At 69.9% G+C, this 23712-nt stretch carries 20 protein-coding genes; 8 read left to right on the top strand and 12 right to left on the bottom strand.

Translation table 11 applies throughout. The features are described 5' to 3' along the window. Positions 1-88: 88 nt before the first annotated feature. Positions 89-1492: a glycosyltransferase family 39 protein gene (locus JJ691_RS20850; protein ID WP_211770399.1), complete on the top strand. Its 1404-nt coding sequence runs from the start codon at positions 89-91 to the stop codon at positions 1490-1492. Here the strand turns inward: JJ691_RS20850 and JJ691_RS20845 are convergent. Continuing rightward, positions 1485-2066: a short chain dehydrogenase gene (locus tag JJ691_RS20845; RefSeq protein ID WP_211770398.1), complete on the bottom strand. Its 582-nt coding sequence runs from the start codon at positions 2064-2066 to the stop codon at positions 1485-1487. The two genes, JJ691_RS20850 and JJ691_RS20845, sit on opposite strands and share 8 nt — an antisense overlap. Beyond that, a complete protein-coding gene (locus JJ691_RS20840) occupies positions 2063-2518 on the bottom strand; it encodes an Lrp/AsnC family transcriptional regulator (RefSeq protein WP_211770397.1) in 456 nt (151 codons plus the stop codon). Before JJ691_RS20840 ends, JJ691_RS20845 begins: the two co-directional genes overlap by 4 nt. A 111-nt stretch (positions 2519-2629) precedes the next feature. On the opposite strand from JJ691_RS20840, the gene JJ691_RS20835 reads away from it, so the two are divergent. From JJ691_RS20835 to JJ691_RS20825, 3 genes are read left to right on the top strand one after another with little or no spacing between them, the layout of a single operon-like run. Then, entirely contained in the window at positions 2630-3442 is an 813-nt protein-coding gene (locus tag JJ691_RS20835) for a tryptophan 2,3-dioxygenase (RefSeq protein WP_211770396.1), read from the top strand. After that, entirely contained in the window at positions 3435-4610 is a 1176-nt protein-coding gene (gene kynU / locus JJ691_RS20830; RefSeq protein ID WP_211770395.1) for a kynureninase, read from the top strand. Before JJ691_RS20835 ends, kynU begins: the two co-directional genes overlap by 8 nt. Further along, the gene (locus JJ691_RS20825) at positions 4607-5263 is read left to right on the top strand and encodes an alpha/beta hydrolase family protein (protein WP_211770394.1); all 657 of its coding nucleotides are present in this window, start codon (positions 4607-4609) and stop codon (positions 5261-5263) included. The genes kynU and JJ691_RS20825 overlap by 4 nt, the downstream gene beginning before the upstream one ends. A gap of 3 nt (positions 5264-5266) precedes the next feature. Here the strand turns inward: JJ691_RS20825 and JJ691_RS20820 are convergent, their stop codons facing one another. Beyond that, positions 5267-6133 carry a hypothetical protein gene (locus JJ691_RS20820; RefSeq protein ID WP_211770393.1) on the bottom strand — a complete coding sequence of 289 codons (867 nt, stop codon included), beginning with the start codon at positions 6131-6133 and terminating at the stop codon, positions 5267-5269. Between the two features lie 326 nt (positions 6134-6459). On the opposite strand from JJ691_RS20820, the gene JJ691_RS20815 reads away from it, so the two are divergent. Then, the gene (locus tag JJ691_RS20815; protein ID WP_211770392.1) at positions 6460-9285 is read left to right on the top strand and encodes an AfsR/SARP family transcriptional regulator; all 2826 of its coding nucleotides are present in this window, start codon (positions 6460-6462) and stop codon (positions 9283-9285) included. A 93-nt stretch (positions 9286-9378) separates the two neighbouring features. Here the strand turns inward: JJ691_RS20815 and metH are convergent, their stop codons facing one another. From metH to JJ691_RS20800, 3 genes are all read right to left on the bottom strand, one after another. Then, a complete protein-coding gene (metH, locus tag JJ691_RS20810; RefSeq protein ID WP_211770391.1) occupies positions 9379-12981 on the bottom strand; it encodes a methionine synthase in 3603 nt (1200 codons plus the stop codon). An 862-nt stretch (positions 12982-13843) separates the two neighbouring features. Continuing rightward, the gene (locus JJ691_RS20805) at positions 13844-14926 is read right to left on the bottom strand and encodes an HNH endonuclease (protein ID WP_211770390.1); all 1083 of its coding nucleotides are present in this window, start codon (positions 14924-14926) and stop codon (positions 13844-13846) included. Positions 14927-15041: 115 nt separating this feature from the next. Further along, a complete protein-coding gene (locus JJ691_RS20800) occupies positions 15042-15704 on the bottom strand; it encodes a GntR family transcriptional regulator (protein ID WP_211770389.1) in 663 nt (220 codons plus the stop codon). A 53-nt stretch (positions 15705-15757) separates the two neighbouring features. On the opposite strand from JJ691_RS20800, the gene JJ691_RS20795 reads away from it, so the two are divergent. Both JJ691_RS20795 and JJ691_RS20790 read left to right on the top strand, forming a co-directional pair. After that, complete coding sequence (locus tag JJ691_RS20795; protein WP_211770388.1) at positions 15758-16777, top strand: LLM class F420-dependent oxidoreductase; 1020 nt, start codon at positions 15758-15760, stop codon at positions 16775-16777. Further along, positions 16761-17669 carry an oxygenase MpaB family protein gene (locus JJ691_RS20790; RefSeq protein WP_249228078.1) on the top strand — a complete coding sequence of 303 codons (909 nt, stop codon included), beginning with the start codon at positions 16761-16763 and terminating at the stop codon, positions 17667-17669. Before JJ691_RS20795 ends, JJ691_RS20790 begins: the two co-directional genes overlap by 17 nt. Positions 17670-17796: 127 nt before the next feature. On the opposite strand, the gene JJ691_RS20785 is transcribed toward JJ691_RS20790, so the two are convergent. From JJ691_RS20785 to JJ691_RS20770, 4 genes are all read right to left on the bottom strand, one after another. After that, positions 17797-18393, bottom strand: coding sequence for an ATP-dependent Clp protease proteolytic subunit (locus JJ691_RS20785; RefSeq protein WP_256449407.1), 597 nt, complete (start codon positions 18391-18393; stop codon positions 17797-17799). 238 nt (positions 18394-18631) lie between these two features. Continuing rightward, positions 18632-19498: a phosphotransferase family protein gene (locus JJ691_RS20780; RefSeq protein WP_211770387.1), complete on the bottom strand. Its 867-nt coding sequence runs from the start codon at positions 19496-19498 to the stop codon at positions 18632-18634. Continuing rightward, positions 19495-20121, bottom strand: coding sequence for an SRPBCC family protein (locus JJ691_RS20775; protein WP_211770386.1), 627 nt, complete (start codon positions 20119-20121; stop codon positions 19495-19497). Before JJ691_RS20775 ends, JJ691_RS20780 begins: the two co-directional genes overlap by 4 nt. A gap of 98 nt (positions 20122-20219) precedes the next feature. Beyond that, the gene (locus tag JJ691_RS20770; RefSeq protein WP_211770385.1) at positions 20220-21191 is read right to left on the bottom strand and encodes an aldo/keto reductase; all 972 of its coding nucleotides are present in this window, start codon (positions 21189-21191) and stop codon (positions 20220-20222) included. Positions 21192-21328: 137 nt separating this feature from the next. On the opposite strand from JJ691_RS20770, the gene ubiA reads away from it, so the two are divergent. Beyond that, positions 21329-22174 (top strand): 4-hydroxybenzoate octaprenyltransferase, encoded by an 846-nt coding sequence (ubiA, locus tag JJ691_RS20765; RefSeq protein ID WP_249228077.1) that lies wholly within the window; start codon positions 21329-21331, stop codon positions 22172-22174. Between the two features lie 40 nt (positions 22175-22214). Here ubiA and JJ691_RS20760 read toward each other — a convergent pair whose 3' ends face one another. Together JJ691_RS20760 and JJ691_RS20755 are read right to left on the bottom strand one after the other, a co-directional pair. Next, positions 22215-22916, bottom strand: a complete 702-nt coding sequence (locus JJ691_RS20760) for a S1 family peptidase (protein WP_211770384.1) — start codon at positions 22914-22916, stop codon at positions 22215-22217. Then, complete coding sequence (locus JJ691_RS20755) at positions 22916-23626, bottom strand: S1 family peptidase (protein ID WP_211770383.1); 711 nt, start codon at positions 23624-23626, stop codon at positions 22916-22918. The genes JJ691_RS20760 and JJ691_RS20755 overlap by 1 nt, the downstream gene beginning before the upstream one ends. Positions 23627-23712: the final 86 nt, after the last annotated feature.

Below are 23712 nucleotides of genomic sequence, written 5' to 3'. Positions count from 1 at the left end.
CGGGAAAATCGCGTCTTTTCAGCGATTTTTCCGACCAAGGCGAAGAGACCGGCTTAGAAGCGACCTCGCCCCGCGCGGAACGCGCGGCATGGGCACAGCCTGGCGGCCGGTCCTGATCGTCGCGGCGGTGGCCGCCGTGGTGCACCTGGCGGTGGCGTTGCGCTACGGCTGGCATCGTGACGAGCTGTACTACGTCACCTCGGGCCAGCATCCCGCGTTCGGCTACGTCGACCAGCCCCCGCTGACGCCGGTCCTCGCGGCCCTGGCGGGAAACCTGCTGGCACTGCGGATCCTGGCGCTGGCGGCGCAGGTGGGCTGCGTGGTGTTGACGGCGATGCTGGCGGCGGAGCTGGGCGGTAACCGCAAGGCCCAGGCGTTGGCGGCGGGTTGTGTGGCGGCGTCGCCGGTGTTCGTGGGGGCGTCGCTGTTGTTCGGCACGACGGTGCTGGACCAGGTGGTGTGGGTCGCTGTCTTCCTGACGGCGACGCGCGCGGTGCGGATCGGCACGGTCAGGGCGTGGCTGCTGCCGGGGATGATCGCCGGCCTGGGCATGGAGAACAAGTCCACGGTGGTGGTGTTGTTGGCCGGCATCGGGATCGGGTTGCTGATCTTCCGCCGGGACGTGCTGCGCACCGGAGGACCGTGGCTGGCCGCGGGGCTCGCGCTGGTGATCGCGCTGCCGAACATCATCTGGGAGTTCGCCAACGGCTGGCCCGAGTTCGGGATGGCGGCGGTGTTGTCGAACCGGACCGGTGGCATCCCCGGGTCGTCGGTCCAGTTGGTGGTGCTGGCGTTGCTGCTGGCCGGGCCGCCGCTGGTGGCGGTGTGGGTGCTCGGCGCCCGCTGGCTGGCCAAGGGCGAGCACCGCTGGCTGTTGGTGGTGGTCATCGTGACGGCCGTGGTCTTCACGCTGTCGGGCGGCAAGTCGTACTACACGGCGCCGGTGCTGGCGCTGTTGTTCGCGGCCGGCGCGGTGTGGAAGGGTGCGGCGCCAAAGGGGTGGATCATCGCCGTCGCGGCAACCGGTGTGGTGGCCGTGTTCCTGACGCTGCCGATCCTGCCGCCGTCGGTGCAGACACACCTGCGGGCGATCGACCCGGAGCCGACGGAGACCTACGGCTGGCCGGAGTTTGTGGATCAGGTGAAACGGGCCGAGCAGACGATGCCGCCGGGCACTCCGGTCTTCACCAGCAACTACGGCGAGGCGGGCGCCCTGACCATCATCGGCGGCCTCGCCAACGTCTACAGTGGACACAACGCCTACGGTGACTGGGGCCCGCCGCCCGGCACCTCGCCGACGGTGTTGTGCGTCGGGGAGTTCACCGCCGACCAACTGCGCCGGGGCTGGCGGGTCGTTCAGCCCATCGCGCCGATCACCATGCCGGACGGCGTGCAGAACGAGGAGACCACCAACCACGCCACGATCTTTCGCTGCGAGCAGCCGGTCGGCAGCTGGGCCCGGATGTGGCCGATGATCCGCCACCTCAGCTGATGGTCAGGCCGTTCTCCGTCCCCTCGACGCAGGCCAGGTAGTGCCGGGCCACGTCGGCGGCGGGTGTGCCGTCGGCCGGGTCCATGCCCAGTGACACCAGGGTTTCCCGGAGCCAGCCGGGGGCGACGAGGTTGAGGCGCAGCTCGCGGGGCAGTTCGGCGGCGGCGTTGGTGACGAAGCCGGACAGGCCGGCGTTGACCAGCGCGCCGAGCGAGCCGCCGGCCAGGGGAGCGGCGAAGGTGCCGCCGGTGAGGGTGATGGATCCGTTGTCCCGCAAGTGGTGCAGCGCCCGGCGGGCGAGGGCGACCTGGCCGAGGAGCTTGCCGGACAGGCCCGCGGCGAACTCGGCGTCGGTGGCGGCGGCGAGGTCGAGCAGGGGGCCGCTGGCCGCGCAGCACACGACTGCGTCGACGTCAGGCACGGCTGCGAACAGGGCGTCGATGGAGGACGGGTCGTCGAGGTCGACGGCGATCGGGCCGCGGCGGGACGCGGGGATCACTTCGTGGCGAACGGAAAGGGCGGTGCTGACGGCCCGGCCGAGGGTGCCGGTGGCGCCGATGACGATGATCTTCACAGCCCCAATGCTGCCCTAGTGACCGGCCGGGGTGGGGCCGGCCAGGACAGAATCATGGCGCTGGAGGTCTCGCCGTAGCCCCACAGGCGTTCCAACACGGCGGTGAGCTGCTGCACGTCCCGGGCGGCGATGTGCACGATGGAGCAGACGTCGCCGGTGAGCCGCACGATGGACAGGATCTCGGCGAAGTCGGCGACCCGCTCGGGTTGCAGCGTGATGCAGCGCGGTCCGTAGCAGCGCATGGAGACCAGGGCCTGCACGCCGAGGCCGACGGCGGAGACGTCGACGGTGGCGCGGTAGCCGGTGATCACGCCGGACTCCTCCAGCCGGCGCACCCGCTGGGCGATGGTGGGAGCGGAGACGCCGAGGCGGCGGGCGAGTTCGTTGAACGAGGTCCGGGCGTCGGCCTGGAGCTCGGTCAGCAGGCCCCAGTCGAGGTTGTCCAGCTCCATCTCACGAGTGTAAGCCGTAACCGCTCACATCTTTACGACCAACAAGCAAATGGCGACCGGCACCTGTCGACAGCCATTCCGAACGTCCCTCGATCGGGCGACGATGTCCGGGTGAAAACCGAGCCGAAGCTGGAGTTCGCCGAGGCCAGCCCGTACGACCAGTACGTGCACGCCTCGGTGCTGACGTCCCTGCAACAGCCTTGGTCCGACGACCCGGCCGAGATGGCGTTCCTGATCACCACCCAGGTGATGGAACTGTGGTTCACCCTGCTCGTGCACGAGTGGCGCACCGCCCGCGACGCGCTGCGCCAGGACCGCCTCGGCGACGCGCTGGCGGCGCTGCGCCGCAGCCAGCCGCAGCTCAAGGCGCTCAACGCCGCCTGGCAGCCGATCGCCTCGCTGACGCCGGGCCAGTTCAACTCCTACCGCTCGGCGCTGGGCGAGGGCTCGGGGTTCCAGTCGGCGATGTTCCGCCAGCTGGAGTTCGTGCTGGGCGACAAGAGCGTCAGCCTGCTCCAGCCGCACAAGGCGGTCCCGCAGGTGCACCGGGAGCTGGAGCGGGCGCTGCACGAGCCCAGCCTGTACGACGAGGTGCTGCGCTTCCTGCACCGCCGCGGCTTCGACATCCCGGCCGAGGTGCTGGACCGCGACGTCTCCCAGCGCTACCAGGAGAATCCGGGCGTCGAGGCGACGTGGACGGAGATCTACCAGGATCCACGGCATGATGACCTGGTGACCCTGGGAGAGGCATTGACCGACGTCGCCGAGCTGGTGGGCCGATGGCGCACCGACCACCTGCTGGCCACCCGCCGCGCGATGGGGGCCAAGCCCGGCACCGGCGGCTCGGCCGGCGTGGCCTGGCTGGAGAAGCGGGCCAACAAGGTCGTGTTCCCTGAGCTGTGGACGGCGCGCAGCCATGTCTGAGCTCGCCGAGCGGGCCGCGAAGGCCGACGCCAACGATCCCCTGGCCGCCAAGCGCGACCTGTTCGACCTCGACGACGGCGTGATCTACCTGGACGGCAACTCGCTGGGCGCGCTGCCCCGGCACGTGCCGGCCCGGGTCGCCGACGTGCTGACCCGGCAGTGGGGCCGGATGCGCATCCGGGGCTGGACCGAAGAAGGCTGGTGGGACGCCCCGCAGCGGATCGGCGACCGGATCGCCCCGCTGGTCGGCGCGGCCCCGGGCCACGTCGTGGTCGGCGACTCGACCAGCGTCAACATCTTCCGGGCGGTCGTCTCGGCGCTGCGGATGACGCCCGGTCGCGGCGAGATCCTGGTCGACGCCACGACTTTCCCGACCGACGGCTACGTCGCGGCCTCGGCGGCGCGGCTGACCGGGGCGACGATCCGCCCGGTTGAGCCGAAGAACGTTCCCGACGAGGTGGGCGACGACACCGCGGTGGTGCTGCTCAACCACGTGGACTACCGCTCGGGCCGCCTGCACGACATGGGAGCTCTCACCGCCGCCGCGCACGCGGCCGGGGCCCGGGTGATCTGGGACCTGTCGCACAGCGCCGGTGCGCTGCCGGTCGATCTCTTGCAGCACAACGTGGATTTCGCCGTTGGCTGCACGTACAAGTACCTCAACGGCGGCCCGGGCGCGCCGGCCTTCTTCGCCGTCCGGCCGGACCTGCTGCCGGTGCTGGACCAGCCGCTCGGCGGTTGGTGCTCGCATCGCGAGCCGTTCGCCATGGACCCGGAATACGTTGCGGCGGAAGGCATCGCCAAGGCCCGTGCCGGCACGCCGGAGATCGTGTCGCTGCTGACCCTGGACGCCAGCCTGGACGTCTGGGACGACGTCGATCTGGCCCAGCTGCGAGCGAAAAGCCTGGCTCTGACCGAATTCTTCGTCGACTGTGCGCGTGAGCTGGCCCCGGCGGCCAGGAGCGTCACGCCGGCCGGCGAGGACCGCGGCAGCCAGGTGTCACTGTCCTGTGTGGACGCCGAGAAGGTGATGGCCGAGCTGATCGCCAGGGGAGTGGTCGGCGACCACCGTCCGCCGGACCTGCTGCGCTTCGGCTTCACGCCGCTGTACACCCGGTTCGCGGACGCCTTGCGGGCGGCCGAGATTCTGGGTGAGATTCTGGCATGAGGACAGTCGACTACGGCGACCACGCGGATCAGGTCGTCGACGTGTGGGACAACGGCTCCGACACCGTTGCGGTCCTGGTGCACGGCGGCTACTGGCGAGTCCGCTACGACCGGTCGTACCTGGTGCCGTTCGCGGAATACCTGGTGGCCCAGGGCTTGTCGGTGGTTTCGTTGGAGTACCGGCGGATCGGCAACGGCGGCGAGTGGCCGGTGATCTTCGAGGACGTCGCCGCCGGCGTGGACAAGGCCGTGGAACTGTTCCCCGGCAAGCGGATCGTGCTCGTCGGCCACTCGGCCGGCGGCCACCTCTCGCTGCTGGCCGCCGACCGTCCCGGCGTGGCCAAGGTGGTGGCGGTCGGCGGCCTGTGCGACCTGGCCCGGGCGCACGAGCTGGGGTTGAGCGACAACGCCGTGACCCTGTTGCTGGGTGGTGACCTCGGCCGGCTGGCGGCGGCGGACCCGATGAACCAGGTGCCGCCGCCCGTGCCCGTCACGCTGCTCCACGGCGACGCCGACACTCACGTCCCACTGGAGCTTTCCCAGCGGTACCAGGAGAAAAGCGGGGCCGAGCTGGTGGTGCTGCCCGGGATCGGCCACTTCGAGCCGGTCGAACCCGGGGCAGCGGCCACGGTGGCAGCGATTCGTTCCAACTAGCGGTCAGCGGCGGTAGGTGTACACGGTGACGTCGGTGTTGCACGGGCTCGGTGGCACGACCTCGACCCGCAGCTCACCGGTCACCGTGTCGTAGTCGACGCCCTCGGCGGTGTACGCGCCGACGCAGGTGCTGACCAGCGGCAGCTGCCCGAGCGAGGTGACGTGTGCCCGGACGTCCTGGCCGCGCAGCTGGTGCTGGAGGTCGATCTGCAGCAGCGGCTTGCTGGTCGGGTACAGGTCGTTGTTGGAGTCGTCGGACGCGCAGATCAGCCGGGTCGAGGTGATGAAGTCGCAGCCCTGGAGGTTGCGGACCGGCTTGTCCAGCAGCACCTTCGCGGCCAGCGGCAGGGTGCCGCCGCCGGCCGGCAGCGCCTTGTTCAGGATCGGCGCCGGGAACACCAGCAGTCGGTCGACCTGGGCCAGCTCGCTGGACACCAGCCACTGCCCGTCCGGCGTGACGGCGGTGTAGGCGTTGGCGTTGGGCACGATCTCGTCGGGGCCGAGCGTGTGCGCGTACTCGTACTGCTGACCGGTCGGCGTGGTCACCAGCATCATCTTCTGCGTGATCGTGGCGGTGGTCTGCTGGTAGGGGTCGAAGACGTAGCCGTGCAGCGAGTCGGGGTCGCCGATGTGACCCCAGCCCTCGGCCTTCAGGTTGGCCGGGATGGTGTTGCCGGCGGTGTAGTACACCTTCACCGGCTGGCCGGGGAGTCTGACCGTGGCCACTCCCTCCCCGCCGACGGCCGCGCTGACGGTGGTCTTGTCCACGACGTGCCAGTGGTCGTGGTGCGCGTCGTCGGCCAGTGCCGCGGGCGCGGCGACAGCGGTCAGCAGGGCCGCGAACAACACGGCCGTCACGCCACGGATCATCGAGCTGCCTCCTCGAAGCTGATTTCGACCTGGAAAAGCTAGAAGGCGGTTGTTCGCCCGTCAATGATGCATTTCTGGCGTTCACGTCGGTGAACAGAACGGGACCTTCTTCTTGGTCCACGATGACGTCAGGGCCGACTGAAGTTCGTATATGTGAAATGCGACGCACGAAATGGAGCAATGAATTCCGGCGGATGAACGGCGGGTGTCCGCCGACTGACCGTGACCCGCCGGTCACGCCACGCGGCTAGTTAATGCCGTTCACTCACCCGTTCGGGTATAGCGTGAGGTCAACTGGTATCGCTCTCACGCACGGAGTCCTGGCGTTGACGATCATCGAGGAGACGACCCACCTCCGCATCGGCCTGCTCGGACCGGTCCGCGCCTGGCGGGGCGGGGCCGAGGTGGCGGTCGGCCCGCCGCGCCAGCAGGCGCTGCTGGCGGTGCTGGCCACCAACGCCAACCAGGTGATCTCCCGGGCCGAGCTGATCGACGCCATCTGGGGCACCGAGCCGCCGGCCAGCGCCGTCGGCAGCGTGCACACCTACGTCGCCGGCCTGCGGCGTGCCCTGGAGCCGGCCCGCAAGACGTTCCAGGTGCTGGTCAGCGCCGGCTCCGGCTACAGCCTGCGGGTCGAGCCCGACGACGTGGACGCCGAGCGCTTCGCCCGGCACCGCCAGGCCGCGCGGCAGCTGTCCGGCAACGATCCCGACGCCGCCCTGGCCGAGCTGGACCGGGCCCTGGCGCTGTGGTCGGGCACCCCGCTGGGCAGCATCGGCGGCCCGTTCGCCGACGTCGAGCGGCACCGGCTGGCCGAGCTGCGCCTCGATGTCGTCGAGGAGCGCGCCGACCTGCTGCTGACCCTGGGCCGACCGGCCGAGGTGGTCAGCGAGCTCAAGACCGTGCTCGACGACCACCCGCTGCGTGAGTCGAGCCGGGCGCTGCTCATCCGGGCGTTGCACCAGCACGGCCGCACCGGCGAGGCCAAGTCGGTCTACCAGGCCGGCGCCCGGCTGCTGGACGACCGCCTGGGCGTGCAGCCTGGCCCGGCGCTGCGCTCCGTGTACGACACGCTGCTCAACACCGCCGGGCCGGCCGAGGACTCGCTGCTGCCGCGGGTCGTGCCGTCCCAGCTGCCGCACGACACCCGCCGGTTCACCGGCCGCGGCGAGGAGCTGCGGCGACTGGACGCGCTGCTGCCGGTGGCCGGCGCGGTCAGCCACGGCGGCACCGTTGTCATCACCACCATCGAGGGCACCGCCGGAATCGGAAAGACCTCGCTCGCCGTGCACTGGTCGCATTTGGTCCGCGACCTTTTCCCGGACGGCCAGATCTATTTGAACCTGCGCGGATTCGACGTCGCCGACAAACCCGTGCAGCCGCACGACGCGCTGTTCACGCTGCTGTCCGCTTTTCGGGTGCCGGCCGAGAAGATTCCGCGGACCACCGCCGAGCGCACCGTGCTGCTGCGCAACGTGGTCGCCGGCCGGCGGATGCTGATGGTGCTGGACAACGCCGTGTCCACCGACCAGGTCACGCCGCTGCTGCCGGCCAACCAGAGCTGCGTGGTCCTGGTGACCAGCCGCAACCGGCTGGACGGCCTGGTCGCCACCGGCGACAGCCAGCAGCTCACGCTCGGCCTGTTCGACGAGGTCGACTCGGCCGCGCTGCTGGCCAGCTACCTCAGCCCGGAGCGGGTCGACGAGGAGCGCGAGGCGTTCGACGAGCTGCTCGCGCTGTGCGCCGGCCTGCCGCTGGCCCTGAGCATCGTGGGCGCGCGGGCCTGGTGCAGCCCCAACCTGCCGCTGGCCCAGTTCGTCGACGAGCTGCGGGACGACTTCCGGCTGGACGCCCTGGACACCGGCGACGACGCCGCCTCCAGCGTGCGGGCGGTGTTCTCCTGGTCGTACGCCGCGCTCAGCCCCGAGGCCAAGCGCATGTTCCGCCGGCTGGGCCTGCACGCCGGGCCCGACGTCAGCCGGCACGCCGCCGGCGCGCTGGCCGACGTGACCGAGGACGAGGCCCGGCAGCAACTGGACGAGTTGGTCCGGGCGCATCTGCTGGAACTGCGCGGCGACGGCCGGTACCAGTTCCACGACCTGCTGCGGGTGTACGCGGTGGAGCGGGCCGACAACGACGAGACCGCCGCCGAGCGGGACGCCGCGGTCCGGCGGTCGGTGAGCTGGTACCTGCACGCCGCCAACGAGGCCGACCGCAAGATGCTGTCGTTCAAGCCCGTGCACAACATCATCGACCCGCCCGCGCACTGGACGTTCCACGAGCAGGACGACCCCGAGGGCGTCAAGGCGTGGTTCATGACCGAGGAGACCAACCTCGTCGAGGCCGTGCGGCGGGCCGTGGAGCTGGCGGAGCACGCCGTCGCCTGGCGGCTGCCGCAGACCCTGTCCAGCTTCTGGTACGTGTGCAACAAGCGCTGGGAGCTGTGGGGCGAGATGATCCGGATCTCGCTGCGGCACGCCGTCCTCGACGGCGACGTCAACGGCCAGGCGTCCGCGCACGGGATCCTCGGCATCATCGCCAACGACCTGCGCCGCTACGACGAGGCCGTCGACCACTACCAGCAGGCCATCGCCCTGTTCCCGCAGATCGACGAGAAGTGGCTGGTCGGGATCACCTACAACTCGCTCGGCCACACCTACGTCAGCATGGGCAAGCTGCCCGAGGCCATGGCCGCGCTGCGCACCGCCGCCGAGGCGTACGCGGCGATCGGCAACACCTGGGGGCGGGCGTGGGCGCTACAGGGCACCGCCTCGGCCTACAACGCCATCGGGGACCACGAGAAGGCTTTGGAGTACGGCCATCTCACGCTTGAGGCCTGGCACGACGTCAACTACACGCACGGCATCGGCTCCGGCCTCAACCTGCTCGGCGAGATCCACCTGGCCGCCGGCAACTACGCCGAGTCCATCGACTACTACGACCAGGCCATCCAGGCCCGGCAGTCCATCAACGACCGCTTCGGCATCGCCAACGCCCTGCGCGGCAAGGCATTGGCCGAGCTGCGGGCCGGCCGGGTGGACGCCGCACGCGAGTCCTACCGGCTGGCCCTGCCGATCCTGACCGCCCTGGAGTCCCAGGACACCGCCGAGGTCGAGGAGCAACTGGCCCAGCTCGACGCCACCCAACCCTGACCCCCGCGAGTCCCGCTCTCCAGCAACCGAAACACCGGTTTCAGTTCGTCCTGAAACCGGTGTTTCATGTGCCTGAGAGCGGGACTCGCGAGGTTACTGGGGGTCGTAGGCGAGGTTGGGGCGCAGCCAGCGCTCGACCTCGGCCACCGGCACGCCGCGGCGGGCGGCGTAGTCCTCGACCTGGTCGCGGCCCAGCCGGCCGACGGTGAAGTACTTGGACTCCGGGTGGGCGAAGATCAGGCCGCTGACGCTGGCCGCCGGGGTCATGGCGTACGACTCGGTCAATGCCATGCCGAACTCCTCGGCCCCCAGCATCTGGAACAGGTCGGCCTTCTCGCTGTGGTCGGGGCTGGCCGGGTAGCCCAGCGCCGGCCGGATGCCGCGGAACCGCTCGGCGTGCAGGTCGGCCAGCTCCGGCTGGGCGTCCGGCTCGAACCACTCGCGGCGGGCCTGCAGGTGGATGTACTCGGCGAAGGCCTCGGCCAGCCGGTCGGCCAGCGCCTTGACCATGATCGCCCGGTAGTCGTCGTTGACGGCCTCGTACTTGGCGGCCAGCTCCTCGGCGCCGAGGATGGTCACCGCGAAGCCGCCGAGGTGGTCGCCGGCCGGCGCGATGTAGTCGGCCAGACAGCGGTTGGGCCGGCCGTCGGGCTTCTCGGTCTGCTGCCGCAGCATCGGGAAGTCCGGCGCGCCATCCAGGATGATGTCGTCGCCGTCGGAGTGCGCGGGCCAGAAGCCGTAGACGCCCTCGGCCCGCAGCGTGCCCTCGGCGATGATCTGGTCCAGCAGCGTGTTGGCGTCGTCGAACAGCTCCCGCGCCACCGGCTGGTCCAGGATCGCCGGGTACTTGCCCTTCAGCTCCCAGGCCAGGAACAGGAACGTCCAGTCGACCATCTCACGCAGCGTCGTCAGGTCCGGGCTCACGCGCTTGGTGCCGGTGAACGGCGGCGTCGGCACGTCGTCGAAGGACACCACCTCGCGGTTGGCCCGGGCCTGCTCCAGCGTGAGCAGCGGCCGCTGCTGGCGGTTGGCGTGCTGCTCCCGCAGCCGCTCCTGCTCGACGGCGTTGTTCTCGGCCAGCACCTCGGCCCGCTCCGGGTCGAGCAGGTCGGACACCACGCCGACGACCCGGGAGGCGTCGAGCACGTGCACGGTCGTCGACTCATAGGCCGGGGCGATCCGCACCGCGGTGTGCTGGCGGGAAGTGGTCGCGCCGCCGATCAACAGCGGCAGCTTCAGCCCGCGCCGCTGCATCTCCGCCGCCACCGACACCATCTCGTCCAGCGACGGCGTGATCAGGCCGGACAGTCCGATCGCGTCCGCGCCCTCGGCCACCGCGGTGTCCAGGATCTTGGCCGCCGGCACCATCACGCCCAGGTCGATCACGTCGTAGCTGTTGCAGCCCAGCACCACGCCGACGATGTTCTTGCCGATGTCGTGCACGTCGCCCTTCACGGTGGCCAGCACGACCTTGCCGTTGCCGCGGGCTGTCTCCTGCACGCCGGACAGCCGCAGCTGCTCCTTCTCCTCCTCCATGTACGGCTCCAGGTAGGCCACCGCGCGCTTCATCACGCGGGCGCTCTTCACCACCTGGGGGAGGAACATCTTGCCGGAGCCGAACAGGTCGCCGACGATCTTCATGCCGTCCATCAGCGGACCCTCGATGACCTCCAGCGGCCGCGCGGCCTCCTGCCGGGCCTCCTCGGTGTCGTCCTCGATGAAGTCCACGATGCCGTGCACCAGCGCGTGCGACAGCCGCTCCCGCACCGGGGACTCGCGCCAGGACAGGTCCACGACCCGCTTGGTTCCCTTGCCCCGCACCGTCTCCGCGAACTCCACCAGCCGGTCGGTCGCGTCCTCCCGGCGGTCGAACAGCACGTCCTCGACCAGTTCCAGCAGGTCGGCCGGGATGTCCTGGTAGACGGCCAGCTGGCCGGCGTTGACGATGCCCATGTCCAGGCCGGCGGCGACCGCGTAGTACAGGAAGGCCGAGTGCATGGCCTCGCGCACGACATCGTTGCCACGGAAGGAGAACGACAGGTTCGAGATGCCGCCGCTGGTGCGGGCGCCCGGGCAGCGCTGCTTGATCAGCGGCAGCGCGTCGATGAAGGCCTTGGCGTAGCCGTTGTGCTCGCTGATGCCGGTGGCGACGGCCAGCACGTTCGGGTCGAAGATGATGTCCTCGGCCGGGAAGCCCACTTCCTTGGTGAGCAGGTCGTAGGCGCGGGCGCAGATCTGCACCTTGCGCTCGGTGGTGTCGGCCTGGCCCTGCTCGTCGAAGGCCATCACGACCACGCCGGCGCCGTACTCGCGGATCGTGCGGGCCTGCCGCAGGAACGGCTCCTCGCCCTCCTTCAGGGAGATCGAGTTGACCACGCCCTTGCCCTGCACGCAGCGCAGGCCGGCCTCCAGCACGCTCCACCGCGAGCTGTCGACCATGATCGGGATCCGGGCCACCTCCGGCTCGGTCGCGACCAGGTTCAGGAAGGTGGTCATCGCCTGCTCGCTGTCGAGCAGGTCGGCGTCCATGTTCACGTCCAGCAGGTTGGCGCCGCCGCGCACCTGCTCCAGCGCCACGTCCACGGCCGCCTGGTGGTTGTCCGACTCGATGAGCCGGCGGAACTTGGCCGAGCCGGTGACGTTGGTCCGCTCGCCGATCATCACGAAGCCGGTGTCCGGGCCGATCGCGAACGGCTCCAGGCCGCTGAACCGGGTCGCCGGCTCGATCGTCGGCAGCCGGCGGGGCGGGAGGTTCTTGACCGTCTCAGCGATCTTGGCGATGTGCGCCGGGGTGGTGCCGCAGCAGCCGCCGACGATGTTGACCAGGTGCGACTCGGCGAACTCGCCGATCAGCGCGCTGGTCTGGGCCGGTGTCTCGTCGTAGCCGCCGAAGGCGTTGGGCAGGCCGGCGTTGGGGTGGCAGGCCACGTGCGTGTCGGCCAGCCGGGCCAGCTCCACCAGATGCGGCCGCATCTCGGTGGCGCCCAGCGAGCAGTTCACGCCCACCGCCAGCGGCTTGGCGTGCTCGATGGACCGCCAGAAGGCCTCCACCGTCTGCCCCGACAGGGTGCGGCCGGACAGGTCGACGATCGTCACCGAGATCCACAGCGGCAGGTGCGGCGCGACCTCCTGGGCCGCCGCGATCGCCGCCTTGCAGTTCAGGGTGTCGAAGATGGTCTCGACCAGCAGCAGGTCCACGCCGCCCTCGGCCAGCGCGCTGATCTGCTCGGCGTACGAGTCGCGCACCTGGTTGAAGGTCACCGCGCGGTAGGCCGGGTCCTCGACCCGCGGCGACAGCGACAAGGTGACGTTGAGCGGGCCGATCGAGCCGGCGACGTAGCGGCCACCGAACTCGTTCGCGGCCTGCCGGGCCAGGCCGGCGGCCTCGATGTTCATGTCGCGTACCAGATGCTGCAGGTCGTAGTCGGCCTGCCCGATGCTGGTGGCGGTGAAGGTGTTCGTGGTCGTGATGTCCGCGCCCGCGGCCAGATACTGGCGGTGCACGTCCGACACGACGTCCGGGCGGGTCAGGTTCAGCAGGTCCGGGTCGCCCGTGACATCCTTGCTGTGGTCCTCGAAGCGGCCGGCCTTGTAGTCCTCGGGCTTGAGTCCCGCGTTCTGGAACATCGTGCCCCAGGCCCCGTCCAGCACGGCGATCCGCTGCCGGAGCAGTTCCCTCAACGCGTTTTCGGACACCAGCCACCTCCCAGTCGCGGGAGGCGCCCTTGGTCGTCGCGGAACAAAGTCGAGCGTGGCGGGCTGTTGCCCGTTGCAGCGCCTCTCGACCTCCCGACAAGGCTACCGGAGGCGGGCGAGAGGCGACCAGAAGGTTCGGTGGGATGGGTGGGCTCGGGGTGTGACCTGGTGATCAGCGGGGATAGATGGGATCTCAGGATGTGGGACGGGGGAGGTTGGGTCCACAAGCGACGGTGGGTGGTGTGGGGCGGGGTGGTTGGTTGGTTGGTTGGTTGCGGGGTGTGTGGGATTGGCGGGGGTTGGGCGGGGTCAGGTGGGGATTGGGTTGGGCTGGTCGGCGTGGGTTGGGTGGGTGGCTGGGTTTAGGGAGGGCTTTGGACGGGAGGGATGGTGGGGGTCGTTCGGAGGTGGGGGTGATGGGGTGGTGGGGGAGGGGTGGTTGAGGGTGTCGAGGGTTCGGTGGGGGTCGGGTAGCTTTTCCGGGAGCCGGGAGCCGGGAGCCGGGAGCCGGGAGCCGGGAGCCGGGAGCCGGGAGCCGGGAGCCGGGAGCCGGGAGCCGGGAGCCGGGAGCCGGGAGCCGGGAGCCGGGAGCCGGGAGCCGGGAGCCGGGAGCCGGGAGCCGGGAGCCGGGAGCCGGGAGCCGGGAGCCGGGAGCCGGGAGCCGGGAGCCGGGAGCCGGGAGCCGGGAGCCGGGAGCCGGGAGCCGGGAGCCGGTCAGTTCCCGTGGTTCCCGTGGTTCCCGTGGTTCCCGTGGTTCCCGTGGTTCCCGTGGTTCCTTTATAATCCCCGGCACTTCCTCGGCTTTTCGCCAGGCCTTTTCCTTCGGGCTTCTTCCGCTTTGTAGTTGTCAAAGAATCGGTGCTCAGTACTGGTGTGGCTGGGTGGTGTAGTGCCGTCCCTGTGGTGTGACCCAATGTGTCGTGCCGTCGGGGTCCAGGGTGACGGTGTAGTTGTCGTGTTTGCGGTGGTGGTGCCAGGAGCAGAGGCCCTTGAGTTGGGTGGCGGTGGTTTTGCCGATGGGCCAGGGGGTGGTGTGGTCGAGTTCTTGGATGGGGGTGGTGCATCCGGGGGCGGTGCAGGTGCCGCCGTCGCGGACTTTGATGAACTCGCGGGTCTTAGCGTCGGCCCGGTATTTGTGGGTGTTCATGGAGTCGGCTTGGCGGCGTTTGTCGAGCAGGATGCCGCGCCAGGGGCCGTGCATGGCGAGTTCGCGGGCGGAGTCGGCGGCGATGGGCCCGTAGCCGTCCAGGAGGCCGGGGTCTTCGGTCAGGCCCATCAGGGTCTCGATGGAGATGGTGACGTGGACCTGGACGTTGCGGTCGACCCCGTAGCCGAGGAACCGGTCCAGGAAGGCGTCGGCGCGCTTCTGATCGGTGGTGCGGTCGTCCTTGGGTAGGGAGCGGGCGTCGCAGGTGAGCAGGTCGTAGGCCTGGCGGGCGTCGACGGCCGGCAGGATGATGCTCAGTTGGGCCATGTCGTCGGGCAGCGGGGTGAACTCGACTCGGCGGTCTTCCCGGGCGAGTTGGCGGCGTTGGTCGTAGCCGAGGGGGTCGGCTTCGGCGACGGCTTTGGTCGCGCGGCGGGCCAGTTGGGTGCGGGTCAGGCCGGGTGCCACGTCTGCCAGGGCCTGGTCGACTTGGGCGATCAACTCGGGGTCTGCCAGGTGGGCCACCCGGTCGTCCATCGCCTTGAGTCGGCGGGGGTCGATCTCGCCGCGCCGCAGGAGTTCGGCGCATTGGGGGAGTCGGTCCAGGACCTGGCTGTACTCCTTCTGGCGGACCACGGACTGTTCTGGTTCGTGGATGGCCATGGCGATTTCGGTGGTGTCGTCGAGGTTGTGGAGAATGGCGAGCTGGAGGTGTTCGGCCCAGGATGTGAATTTGCGGGCGAGGATGAGCAGGGTGAGTTTTTCGCTCAGGGTGAGGGTGGTGAGGTCTGCACCCATGGCTAGGTCCATTAGGGCCCCGGAGGGTTCCTGGGACTCCAGGTCCTGGGTGAGTTCTGGCATACGTTCAGAATACGCTTGCTAAAGATCGAACTCGAATCACTGGTGGGTGAATTCAGTTCGAAGACCACATTCCTACGGCGTCGAGATGACGCAAGAGGCGTTGTTCGCCGTCCTGGACGTGGCGAAGGGCGGCGGAGCGGGCCGCCTCGGGGTCACGGGAGCGGAGGGCGGCCAGCAGATCGGCATGGTCGGCGACGACCTGGAGCCGCCACTGGGGATCGGCGGTGTAGACCCGGGCCGGGACATAGCGGCTGGCCATGTCGAGGAAGCGCGCCAGCTTGCGGGCGGCGGCGGCCTTGTTGATCAGGCGGTGGAACTCGTACTCCAGGGCGCTGAGCTCCTGGTGGCCCACGGCCGACGCAAGATCAAGAGCGACCTGGGAGACGTGCTGGAGCTGCTCGGGGGTGATGAGCTCGGTGGCCCGGACGGCGAGCTGGACGGCGAGGTCGGCCTGGAGGCGGAACATGTCCTCGACGTCGCGCCGCGAGAGTGGGCTGACGACGAAACCGCGACGGGGCTCGAGCTCGACCATGTCCTCGCCGCGCAGCGCGAGCAGGGCCTCGCGGACGGGGGTGACGCTGACGCCCAGTTCGGCGGCGACGGCGTCGAGGCGGACGAACTGCCCGGGGCGCAGCACGCCGGACATGATCGCCTCGCGGAGGTGCGCGGCGACCTCGTCGGACAGCTGCGGACGAGCGGTCAGTGGCCTGGCCATAAGATATATTATATGTCCTACGGCCGACGGCCGGTGCGACGAGGAGGTCGGACATGCGGCTCAGCGTGCCCCTGCAGTACGCCGGCGACCCGGTGCAGTTGATCGAGCAGGTGGTCGCCCTGGAACGGGCCGGCCTGGACGCGGTGTGGGTGGCCGAGGCCTACGGCTTCGACGCGCCGACCCTGATGGGCTACCTGGCCGCGAAGACCGAGCGCCTGCTCATCGGCTCCGCCATCCTGCCGATCTACTCCCGCACCCCGGCGCTGATCGCGCAGACCGCCGCCGGCCTGGACGCCGTCTCCGGCGGTCGGGCGCTGCTCGGCCTCGGCGCGTCCGGGCCGCAGGTGATCGAGGGCTGGCACGGCGTGCGCTACGACCGGCCGCTCGGGCGCACCCGGGAGATCATCGACCTGTGCCGGCGGATCTGGCGCCGCGAGGTGATCACCAACGACGGCATCTACCCACTGCCGCTGCCGGGCGGCACCGGTCTGGGCAAGCCGTTGAAGATGCTGACCAAGCCGCTGCGCGAGTCGATCCCCGTCTACCTGGCCTCGCTGGGTGACAAGAACGTCGAACTCACCGCCGAGATCGCCGACGGCTGGCTGCCCACGCTGTTCCTGCCGGAGAAGGCTTCCGCGGTGTGGGGCAGGGCGCTGGAAGCCGGTCGCGCCAAGCGGGTCGGCCTGCCGCCGCTGGACGTGGTCGCGGGCGGCATGCTGGCCATCGGCGACGACGTGGCCGAGATGCGCGAGTGGGCCCGGCCGATGATCGCGCTGTACGTCGGCGGCATGGGCGCGCGGGACCGCAACTTCTACAACGACCTGATGCGGCGCTACGGCTACGAGGCCGAGGCGCGCACGATCCAGGACCTCTACCTGGACGGCCGCAAGGACGAGGCCGCCGCCGCGGTGCCGGCCGAGTTCCTGGAGCTCAGCTCGCTGGTCGGGCCGGCAGGGTACGTCAAGGAACGGGTCGAGGCGTTCCGCGCGGCCGGCGTGACCATGCTCAACGTGACCCCCGTCGGTCCTGATCCGATCGGGGACGTGCGCACGCTGCGTGAGTGGCTGGGCTGAGGCGATGGGCCGCTGGGACAACCTCCGGCGCATCCTGGCGCTGGACCCCGAGCGTGACCACCAGGAGATCTACCGGCTGTCCGCGGGCTTCGAGTTCCCGTGGGACTACCAGCGGTCGCTGGAGTTCGCCCTGTTCCGGACGTACTGCGTGCCGTCGATCTCCCGGCTGCTGGCCGCCACCCAGGAGTTCGAGAAGCGGCCGCAGCGGCGGTACGACGACACCGCGTTGCTGATCGCGGAGATGATGGAGCACGGCTACGACTCGCCTCGTGGCAAGTCCGCCCTGCGCTCCGTCAACCGCGCGCACGGCCGCTACCGGATCACCAACGAGGACATGCTGTACGTGCTGTCCACCTTCGTGTACGAGCCGGTCCGCTGGCTCGACCGCTTCGGCTGGCGGCGGCTGTCCGACCACGAACGCCTCGCCGCGTTCCACTTCTACCGCGCCGTCGGGGCCCGCATGGCGATCCGCGACATTCCTTGCGACTACCGGGAATTCGAACAGTTCAATGTGGACTTCGAGCGGCGGAACTTCGTGTACACCAAGGACAACGCGGCCATCGGCGGCTACACCCTGGAGCTGTTCTGCTCCTGGTACCCCAAAGCCACTCGTGCCCTGATCCGACCCGCGCTGCGGTCCCTGATGGACCGTCCGCTGCTCGACGCCTTCGGCTTCCCGCCCGCGCCGGCCTGGCTGACGTCAGTGTCCGAGGCCGGGATCCGCTTCCGCTCGGCGATCGTGCGTGAACTGCCGCCACGACGCCGGTCCAAGCTGGCCCGGGATCCACACAACCGGACCTATCCCGGCTACCCCAACGGTTACGACCCGTCAACCATGGGCGCTGGGGAGCCGCCCGCTGACATCGACCCAACCTTCCTGCGCCGAGGCTGACCGGACGCACGGATTGGGGGGTGCAGGGGGCGAAGGCCGCCCTGCCTGGGGTGTGGGGCGCGAGCCCCACACAACACGATCAGGTCCCCATGTCTGCGCTTTCCGCAGACATGGGGATCCCCGGGACCTAAATGCTGTCGGAGCGCTCGATGACGTGGTCGATGAAGCCGTAGGCCAGCGCGTCCTTGGCGGTGAACCAGCGGTCGCGGTCACCGTCGCGGATGATGTTCTCGACCGGCTGGCCGGTCTGCCGGGCGGTGATCTCGGCGAGCTCCTTCTTCCAGAGCCCGTACACCTCGGCGCGGATCTTGATGTCGGAGGCGGTGCCGCCGACGCCGCCGGACGGCTGGTGCATCATGATCCGGGCGTAGGGCAGCGCGTAGCGCTTGCCGGGGGCGCCGGAGGAGAGCAGGAACTGCCCCATCGACGCGGCCAGGCCCATGGCGTAGGTCTGCACGTCGGGCTGCACGAACTGCATGGTGTCGTAGATCGCGAAGCCCGCGGTGACCGAGCCGCCGGGGGAGTTGATGTAGAGCTTGATGTCCTCTTCGGGGTTCTCCGCGGTCAGCAGCAGCAGCTGAGCGACGATCCGGTTCGCCACGTCGTCGTCGACCTCGGAGCCGAGCACGATGATCCGGTCGCGGAGCAGGCGCTCGTACACCGAGTCGGTGAGGTTCATCCCGGACGCGCGCGCCACGAGGTTCGCGTTGGCGTGGTGTTCCACTTCTGTCCGCCTCTTCTTGAAAGCCAGGACTCCTGATTCCTGCTCGCTACTCTAGCCGAGCGGATCGGGCCGGAGTTCGGCGGCACGGCCGTGTTCGCCCACAGCAGTACGGCGATCATCGGCGACCATCCTGACCTGCGGCGATGCGCCGGTGTTCTGGTCATCACGGCGTGTCGCACGCCATTCGCCACATTCGGCGTTCGCCTTCGGCGGAATTGTTTTTCGCCGCGGGAATTCGTCAGCCGATCAGGGCCAGCGTCTGGGCCGCGTTGCGGGCGAGCAGGTCCCACCGGCCGGTGTGGGCGCAGTAGGCCTGGGCGTCCAGCCCGATGTGCACCTGGTAGGCCAGCAGCGGCCCCCGGCCGATCATCCCGGCGATGTCGATGTCCCGCCAGGCCGGGTACCAGGGCCACCAGTAGAGCAGCCAGGCCAGGTCGTAGTCGGCGTCGCCATGCAGCGAGTTTCCCCAGTCCAGGACCGCCGTGACCCGGTCGCCGGACACGAGCACGTTCCGGTAGAGCAGGTCGCCGTGGATGATCTCCCGCCGGTCGGGGCAGTCGGCGACCAGCTCTGGCAGCGCGGCGGCGGCCTCGTCGAACGGCCCGGCCCCGGTGGGAGAGGACTCCAACGCGGCCCGCCAGCCGTGGATCCGGCCGCCGGGTTCGTCGTTGACGATGTCGAGCAGCGCGTCGGCCCAGGTGGCGAACGGGGCGGAGCCGTCGGGCCGCCACGGCCCGTAGCCGGTGGTGTCGGAGACGTCGATCCGCCGGACCTCGTCGAGCATGGCCAGGGTGGCCGGCAAGACGGCGTTCATGGCGTCGCCGTCGAGCTCGTCGAGGAAGTCGCCGTACGCCCGGCGGGTGATGGCGAAGTAGCCGTCCTCGGTCTCGCCGGAGTCGACGAACTCGGGGACGGGCAGCGCGGCGGACCGATGCCGGGCCATGCGGCGGTCCTTGGCGTAGTCCTCACCGTGCTGCCCGAAGCGGGCGACGACCTCGCGGCCGTCGAGCTTGAGGGCGTAGGCGCTGGACCACTCGCCGGCGCCGAGCGGGGAGGGCGTGGTGGCGCGATCCCCGTAGCGGCGCCGGAGGAAGTTCTCGATCACGCGCCGCCAGTGTAGAAGGCGATGGTCCGGTCGCCGACTTCTTTTGCCTTGGCGGGATCGGTGCCGAAGGCGATGTCGGCCTCGGTCCACTGCCGGCCGCTGGCGGTGTAGAACTCCTTGGCCTCGGCGGAGGCCATCCACTTGGCCGCGGCGGCCTGGTCCATGCCCTCGCCGGTGGCGAGGTGGTTGGCCAGGCCCAGGAGCATGCCGTCCCAGCCGATGCCGACCGCGCCGGGACCGTAGGTGTCCCAGTGGTCGCCGACGATGGCGATGTGGTGCAGCTCGAACCGGGCGCCGCCGTCGACGGGGGACAGGCGCACCTCGATCCAGCTGACCTGGTCGCCCATCTCCCACGTCGCGTCGTAGGCGGTGGGCGGCTGGCAGGCGGTGACGGTGCCGCCGGCGTTGCCCTGGAGCTGGTAGTGGCCGCCCAGCTTCAGCTCGCCGGTGACCGGCAGGAACCAGCGGCCGATGCGCTCGGCGCTGGTCACGGCGTCCCACAGGTCGTCGACGTCGGTCTTGTACGTCTGGCTGACGGTGACGGTCCGGGCCTCGCCAGCCTCCAGCGTCCGGCCGCCGACCTGCCGGCTCACGGCGTTGATCTGCTGCTTCACGTCGAACATGCCGGCAAAGTATCAGCACGAGCTTATATAAGCAACGGGTGTGGAGTTAGGCTGGGGCGGGGACGGTGCTCTTCCGGGGAAGGGCACCGCCCCCGTTGTCACCAGGCGTAGTGCTCGGGCGCGGTCTTGTAGCCCGGGAATATCTCGTCGATCGCCGCCAGGTCGTCGGCGGACAGCTTGATCTCCAACGCCTTCAGCGCGCCCTCGAAGTGGGCCGGAGTGCGGGGGCCGACGATCGGGGCGGTCACCGCCGGCTGGTGCAGCAGCCAGGCCATGGCCAACTCACCCGGCTGGTGGCCGAGCTTGTCGGCGAGGTCCTCGTACGCCCCGAGCCGCTCGCGGTGCTTCTCCAACTGCTTGGCGAGGAAGTCGCTGAAACGGCGCTTGCCGTCACGCTGCCCGCGGACCGAGCCGCCGAGCAGGCCCGAAGCCAGCGGGCTCCACGGGATGACGCCGATGCCGTGGGCCTGGGCCGCTGGCAGCACCTCCAGCTCGACCTCGCGGGTCAGCAGGTTGTAGTGCGACTGCTCGCTGACCAGGCCGAGGAAGTTGCGCTTGCTCGCCTCGGCCTGGGCCACGGCCAGGTGCCAGCCGGCGAAGTTGGAGGAGCCGAAGTAGAGGACTTTGCCCTGGGCGACCAGGGTCTCGCAGGCCTGCCAGAGCTCCTCCCACGGCGTGTCCCGGTCGATGTGGTGGAACTGGTACAGGTCGACGTAGTCGGTCTGCAGGCGGCGCAGCGAGGCGTCGATGGCGCGGCGGATGTTGAGGGCGGACAGCTTGCCCTCGTTGGGCCAGTCGCCGGTGGCGCCGTAGAGCTTCGTGGCCAGGACCGTGCGCTCACGGCGGTCGCCGCCCTTGGCGAACCAGTTGCCGATGATCGTCTCGGTCGCGCCCTTGCCGGCCGCGCCACCGTAGACGTTGGCCGAGTCGAAGAAGTTGATGCCCTGCGCCAGGGCCTCGTCCATGATGGCGTGGCTGGTCGGCTCGTCGGTCTGGGAGCCGAAGTTCATCGTGCCCAGGCACAGGCGGGAGACGGACAGGCCGGTGCGGCCGAGGTGCGTGTACTCCATGCCTGCCATCTTGGTACGTGGCCGGGGAAGTAGTCACGTCAAGGCCTGCCGGGACAGCAACGGTGCAGTTCCAACGGTCCTTCGTGCCGACGCCCGGGCCTTGCCGGTGTCACGGGCCGGGCGGCAGCGTCACGCGGGTGACTCTGGCACCGGCCTATCTCCGTCTGATGCGGGCGGACAAGCCGATCGGCGCGCTCCTGCTGTTGTGGCCGACGCTGTGGGCGCTGTGGATCGCCACGCCGGGGATCCCGGATCCGTGGACGCTGGCGGTGTTCGTGGCCGAGGTCTGGATCATGCGCTCGGCCGGATGCGTGGTGAACGACTACGCCGACCGCGGATTCGACGGCCACGTCAAGCGCACAGCCGGTCGTCCGCTGCCCAGTGGCGCGGTGACCGAGCGGGAGGCCCGGATTCTGTTCGCCGTGCTGGTGTCGCTGTCGTTCTTGCTGGTGTTGACCCGCAATCTGATGGCCATCCTGCTCTGGGTGATGGCGGTGGGGCTGGCCTGGGTCTACCCGTTCGCCAAGCGCCACACCCACCTGCCGCAGCTGGTGTTGGGCCTGGCCTTCAGCTGTTCGATTCTCGTGGTCTTCGGCGCGGTGCGGGAATCGCTGCCGCCGATCTGCTGGCTGCTGTTCGTGGCCAATGTGGTGTGGGTGCTGGTGTACGACACGCAGTACGCCATGGTCGACCGCGACGACGACGTGCGGATCGGCATCAAGTCGCTGGCCATCCTGTTCGGCCGGCACGACAAGGTGATCATCGGGATCTCGCAGGTCGTGGTGCTGGCGCTGATGGTCGCCGTCGGGCTACTGGCCAACCTCGGCTGGCCGTTCTCTGTCGCGATCCTGGTCGCCGGCGCGCTGTTCGCCCACCAGCAGAAGCTGATCGCCCATCGCGAGCGTGCAGGCTGCTTCAAAGCCTTCCTGAACAACAACTACGTGGGAATGGCGCTGTTCGCGGGAGTGCTGCTGAGCCAATAAAACGAGGCGGGCCCCCGAAAATCGAGGGCCCGCCACGTGATCACACTCCAGCGGTCGACTTGATCCAGCTCCGGCTGGCCGCGACGCTGGCGTAGTTCTGCACGCCCTGCGGGTCGGAGCCGCTGTTGCCGGCGGTGGAGGCGACGCCGACCTGCACGCCGTTGGACACCTCGGGCCCACCGGAGTCGCCGTGCCAGGCGGCCCCGTTGATGCCGGTGCTGGCGATGGCCCGGCCGCCGTAGGCGTCCGTGCTCCGCCCGCTCACCCGCACGTTGGCGGTGCGCAGCACCGACGCCGGCGGCGACTGGTTCAGGGTCCGGCCCCAGCCGTAGATCTGGTTGGTGCTGCCCGTCGCCGGGTCCGCCGAGCCCAGCTTCATGTACGTCGTCTGCACGGCCGTGGCCAGGTGCAGCAGCGCGATGTCACCGTTGGGCGACGTGTACTGCCGGTCCACGGCCACGTTCGTGCCCTGGTCGAAGTTCACGTTGCCGACCTTGACGTGCATGCCCGAGCTGCTCTGGCAGTGGTGCGCGGTCATCACCCACTGGGCGGCGATGATCGTGCCCGAGCACTCGAAGCCGTCGAACTCGCTGCCGCCGCTGTTCCAGAAGATCTGCGCGCCCCACGGGGCCGAGCTGACCTGCGTGCCGCCGATGATGTTCGGAGTGCTGACCGCGGCCTCGGCGACCGGGGCGGCCATCATGGCCGCCCCGACCAGAGCCGCGGCGATGACGCCGCGCATCAGACGCCCGCGGTGTTCTTGATGAACGTGCGGCTGGACGCGACGCTGGCGTAGTTCTGGGTGCCCTGCGGGTTCGAGCCGCTGTTGACGCCGGTCGAGCAGACGCCGACCTGCACGCCGTTGGACACCTCGGGGCCGCCCGAGTCGCCGTGCCAGGCCGCGCCGTTGATGCCGGTGCTGGCGATGGCGGAGCCGCCGAACGCGTCGGTGCCGTGGCCGGTGACCCGCACGTTCGCGGTCTTCAGCACGGGGGAGGGCGGGTTGCTGCCCTGGGTGCGGCCCCAGCCGTAGATCTGGTTGGTGGCGCCGGTGGCCGGGTCGGCCGAGCCCAGCTTGCTGAACGTGGTGTTGATGGCGGTGCTCAGGTGCACCAGCAGGATGTCGCCGTTGGGCGAGGGCACCTGGCGGTCCACGGTGGCCTTGGTCCCCTGGCCCAGGTTCAGGCTGCCGACCAGCACGTACATGCCGGGGTCGTTGCGGCAGTGCTGGGCGGTGAGCACCCACTGCGGCGCGATGATCGTGCCGGAGCACTCGAAGCCGTTGGCGGAGCCGGCGTTGGTCCAGTAGATCTGGGCGCCGTAGGGGATGTTGCTGGCCGCGCCACCACCGATGATGTTCGGGCTGGCGCTGGCCGCCATGGCCGGGGCCGCGGCCAGACCGGCCGCGAGGGCGGCGCCGGCGAGAGTTGCCGCGACGAGAGACTTACGCATGATGGGGTACCTTTCGGCGACTGGCAGGGACAGTCGTGCGTAAACCGAAAGCTAGACCCGTGCGCGCGGCCGCGGCACCCGACGAT

It is taken from the genome of Kutzneria sp. CA-103260 (assembly GCF_018263855.1).
Classification (GTDB): domain Bacteria; phylum Actinomycetota; class Actinomycetes; order Mycobacteriales; family Pseudonocardiaceae; genus Kutzneria.
The sequence above is the reverse complement of the archived record's forward strand: the minus strand, read 5'-3'. Positions and strand labels throughout refer to the sequence as shown.

What these genes read in the sequence shown, in the direction of transcription:
- JJ691_RS20770 (WP_211770385.1), bottom strand. Translation starts at nt 21,191, where the DNA reads ATGGAGTACACGCACCTCGGCCGCACCGGCCTGTCCGTCTCCCGCCTG.
- JJ691_RS20795 (WP_211770388.1), top strand. Translation starts at nt 15,758, where the DNA reads ATGCGGCTCAGCGTGCCCCTGCAGTACGCCGGCGACCCGGTGCAGTTG.
- JJ691_RS20800 (WP_211770389.1), bottom strand. Translation starts at nt 15,704, where the DNA reads ATGGCCAGGCCACTGACCGCTCGTCCGCAGCTGTCCGACGAGGTCGCC.
- JJ691_RS20775 (WP_211770386.1), bottom strand. Translation starts at nt 20,121, where the DNA reads ATGTTCGACGTGAAGCAGCAGATCAACGCCGTGAGCCGGCAGGTCGGC.
- JJ691_RS20820 (WP_211770393.1), bottom strand. Translation starts at nt 6,133, where the DNA reads ATGATCCGTGGCGTGACGGCCGTGTTGTTCGCGGCCCTGCTGACCGCT.
- JJ691_RS20840 (WP_211770397.1), bottom strand. Translation starts at nt 2,518, where the DNA reads ATGGAGCTGGACAACCTCGACTGGGGCCTGCTGACCGAGCTCCAGGCC.
- JJ691_RS20755 (WP_211770383.1), bottom strand. Translation starts at nt 23,626, where the DNA reads ATGCGTAAGTCTCTCGTCGCGGCAACTCTCGCCGGCGCCGCCCTCGCG.
- JJ691_RS20805 (WP_211770390.1), bottom strand. Translation starts at nt 14,926, where the DNA reads ATGGGTGCAGACCTCACCACCCTCACCCTGAGCGAAAAACTCACCCTG.
- JJ691_RS20850 (WP_211770399.1), top strand. Translation starts at nt 89, where the DNA reads ATGGGCACAGCCTGGCGGCCGGTCCTGATCGTCGCGGCGGTGGCCGCC.
- JJ691_RS20760 (WP_211770384.1), bottom strand. Translation starts at nt 22,916, where the DNA reads ATGCGCGGCGTCATCGCCGCGGCTCTGGTCGGGGCGGCCATGATGGCC.
- kynU (WP_211770395.1), top strand. Translation starts at nt 3,435, where the DNA reads ATGTCTGAGCTCGCCGAGCGGGCCGCGAAGGCCGACGCCAACGATCCC.
- JJ691_RS20825 (WP_211770394.1), top strand. Translation starts at nt 4,607, where the DNA reads ATGAGGACAGTCGACTACGGCGACCACGCGGATCAGGTCGTCGACGTG.